A 3,207-nucleotide genomic window follows, 5' to 3' on the forward strand; every position below is an offset into this window, starting at 1 on the left:
CAGGATCAGGCTGTTTCTGAAGGGGAAAAGGTATATGTATGCTGGAAGCCCGAAAAAGCAGTTGCGATCAAGAAATTTGAGCAGGGGGCGGTTTGATGAGTAGTGCAAGTCAGGCTGCAATGCCCAAGAAAAAGAACCTGCTGCCCAAAATGGCCATGGCAGGCCCCGTTTCTTTGTGGATGATCCTGTTTGTGACCATCCCTCTGCTGTATATCATCTTTATCAGCTTTATGTCCAGAGGTGTCTTCGGTGACGTTGTATACAAACCTACAGCGGAAAGCTATACGACCATCCTTGACCCTACCTACTTCAAGGTCATCATCAAATCTCTGCAGGCAGCGGGTCTTACCACACTGCTGTGTATCCTGATCGGCTATCCCTTTGCCTATATCATTGCAAGAAAGCCTAAGGATACGGCGGCGAAGATGATCACCCTCCTGATGATCCCTTTCTGGACAAACTCTCTGATGCGTCTGAATGCATGGCTTCTGCTGTTCCAGACCAGCGGCCCTGTGAATAACTTTCTGGTAAACTTCGGTTTTGTGGATAAGCCCATCAGCTTTATCTATACCGATGAACTGGTACTGATTGGTCTGATCACCAATATGCTTCCTTTCGCCGTGCTGCCTTTGTACAGCACCATTGAAAAGCTGGAAAAATCCCTGCTGGAAGCATCTGCCGATTTAGGCGCCAATGCCAGAACCACATTTATGAAAGTGACACTGCCCATCACATTCCCCGGCATTTTTGCGGCGATCATTCTGGTGTTCATTCCCTCTCTGGGTATTTACACTGTAACAGATATGCTGGGCGGTGGTAAAGTTATGTACATCGGTAATATTATCAAAAATCAGTTCGGTGCCATCAGAAACTGGCCTCTGGGTGCGGCTCTGTCCGTACTGCTGATTCTGATCACGATGCTGCTCATCTTCATTTATACGAGATTTGCAAAAATCGAAGATATGGAGGTGGTGTAAATGGCAGCATTGACAAGAAGAGCCAAAAAAGAAAGAACCTATCGGATTCTCACCGATATTTATGCCTTTCTGGTATATGCCATCCTGTATATTCCTGTTGCGGTCATGATGGCCTTTTCCTTCAATGACCAGAGATATAACTACTACTGGAATGGCTTTACGACAGAATGGTATGGAAAACTGTTTTCCAACCATGCGCTGATCGACAGTTTGTGGTACACCATCATCATTGCGGTGCTAAGTACCATCATTTCTGTTTTCATCGGCACCATCGGTGCCCTTGGCCTGAAGAAGTATGAATTCAAAGGCAAAAAACTGGTAAACAACATGCTGTATATCCCTATCATCGTGCCGGAAATCGTTTTGGCCGTAGCCCTTCTGATCATCTTTATCAAACTGGGATTCTCTCTGGGGATGGGCAGCATCCTGATCGGTCACTGCACCTTCTGCATCCCCTATGCAGTGGTTACCATCAAAGGCCGTATCAGCGGCGATAATGACACTCTGGAAGAAGCATCCATGGACCTTGGTGCCAACCGTGTCCAGACATTCCTGCGTGTCACATTGCCTTCCATTTTCCCCGGCGTTATGAGCGCGGCGTTCCTTTCCTTTACGCTGTCCTTCGATGACGTTGTTATGAGTAACATGCTGGCGGGCGCAAGACAGTCCACACTGCCTGTTCTCATCCTGTCAATGAATAAGTCTGGTATCACACCTGATGTAAATGCATTGACCACAATCATGGTTCTGGTCATCGTTACGGCGATGATTTTGAATAACATTATTCAAAGCTCTTTCAAAAAGAAAAAGGGTAAACATTAAAGGGAGGTTTTCATTATGAAAAAACTTTTAGCACTGCTGCTGACCGGCGCAATGGTTTTCTCTGTTGCAGCTTGTGGCGGCTCCGACGCACCTGCAGATGATGCAAACGCAGAAGCTAGTACAGAACTGAACATCTATATGTGGCAGCAGTACATCTCTGACGAACTGATCGCAAACTTCGAAGCAGAAAACAACTGTACAGTAAACCTGTCCTACATGAGCGACAACGCTGATGCAATCAACAAACTGACAGCTGGCGGCGGCGAAGAATACGACCTGATCATGACATGTGACGCTTACATGGAATCCCTGATCGCAGGCGGCTATGTAGAAGAAATCAATCTGGACAACGTACCTAACTCCTCTAACCTGAACGATGCTTACTGGGTATCCAAAGGTTACTGCGTACCTTACCTGATGAACTACATCTACGTAGTATATGATTCTGCTACATGCCCTATCGAAATCACAGGCTACAACGATCTGCTGGATCCCGCTCTGAAAGGCCAGATCTCCACAATCGACGGTGCTAGAAACCTGTTCCCTATGGCTCTGATAGCTCTGGGTTATGACCCTAACTCCACAGACGAAGCTGAACTGGCTGAAGCATACGAATGGCTGGTTAAATTCAACGAAAACGTAGCTGCATACGGCAATGCTGAACAGAACCTGACAAACGGCACAGTATCCGTAGCTGTTACATTCGATGGTAACGCTTCCTGGGCAATGGCTGAAAAAGACACAATCAAAATCGCTCCTTTCACAGACGATGCTATCCAGCTGGGTATGGACCTGTATGTAATCCCCACAGGCGCTAAACACGTTGATCTGGCTGAAAAATTCCTGGACTACATCTGTGATCCCGAAGTTATGGCTAAAAACCTGGATGAATTCCCTTACTCCTGCCCTAACGATGCAGCTGTAGCAGTAGCTTCCGAAACATACAAAAATGACCCTGCAAGAATCTTTGATTACAAAGAAAACGTATTCTTCCAGGAAGACGTTGGCGAAGCTCTGACAATCTACAATGACTACTATCAGAAACTGAAAGTTGGAGAATAAGTAATATGATTATTAAATTTGACGAACAGGCGCAGATCGATAGCGTGAACGGTGCGCTGGCCCTGCGTCCTCAGATCGAAGAAATCGTAAATAAAATCTGCGCAGAAGGCTATAAAAACATCTGCTGGCTGGGGATCGGCGGCACATGGGCTTCCTGCCTGCAGGCAGAAGTTCATATGAAGGAAATGTCCTCTCTGAACTTCTTCGTAGAAAACGCCGCAGAATATATTGCAACAGGCAATAACAAAATCGGCGAAGGCACAATCGTGATCATCTCTTCCGTAACAGGCAGCACAATCGAAATGGTTGACGGCGTGAAAAAAGCCCAGGCTGCAGGTGCGAAAGT

4 protein-coding genes are annotated in these 3,207 nt (G+C 46.5%); all 4 read left to right on the plus strand.

Annotated elements, in window-relative coordinates:
- The first annotated feature begins 95 nt into the window (after positions 1-95).
- Complete coding sequence (locus ACJMLT_RS01415; protein WP_405725480.1) at positions 96-977, plus strand: ABC transporter permease; 882 nt, start codon at positions 96-98, stop codon at positions 975-977.
- Positions 978-1,799, plus strand: a complete 822-nt coding sequence (locus ACJMLT_RS01420; RefSeq protein WP_405725483.1) for an ABC transporter permease — start codon at positions 978-980, stop codon at positions 1,797-1,799.
- Between the two features lie 15 nt (positions 1,800-1,814).
- Positions 1,815-2,861: a polyamine ABC transporter substrate-binding protein gene (locus tag ACJMLT_RS01425; protein WP_405725486.1), complete on the plus strand. Its 1,047-nt coding sequence runs from the start codon at positions 1,815-1,817 to the stop codon at positions 2,859-2,861.
- Positions 2,862-2,866: 5 nt separating this feature from the next.
- On the plus strand, positions 2,867-3,207 hold a 341-nt coding region (locus tag ACJMLT_RS01430), incomplete at its 3' end, for an SIS domain-containing protein (RefSeq protein WP_405725489.1).

It is taken from the genome of Anaerotignum sp., assembly GCF_045122575.1.
GTDB lineage: Bacteria > Bacillota > Clostridia > Lachnospirales > Anaerotignaceae > Anaerotignum_A.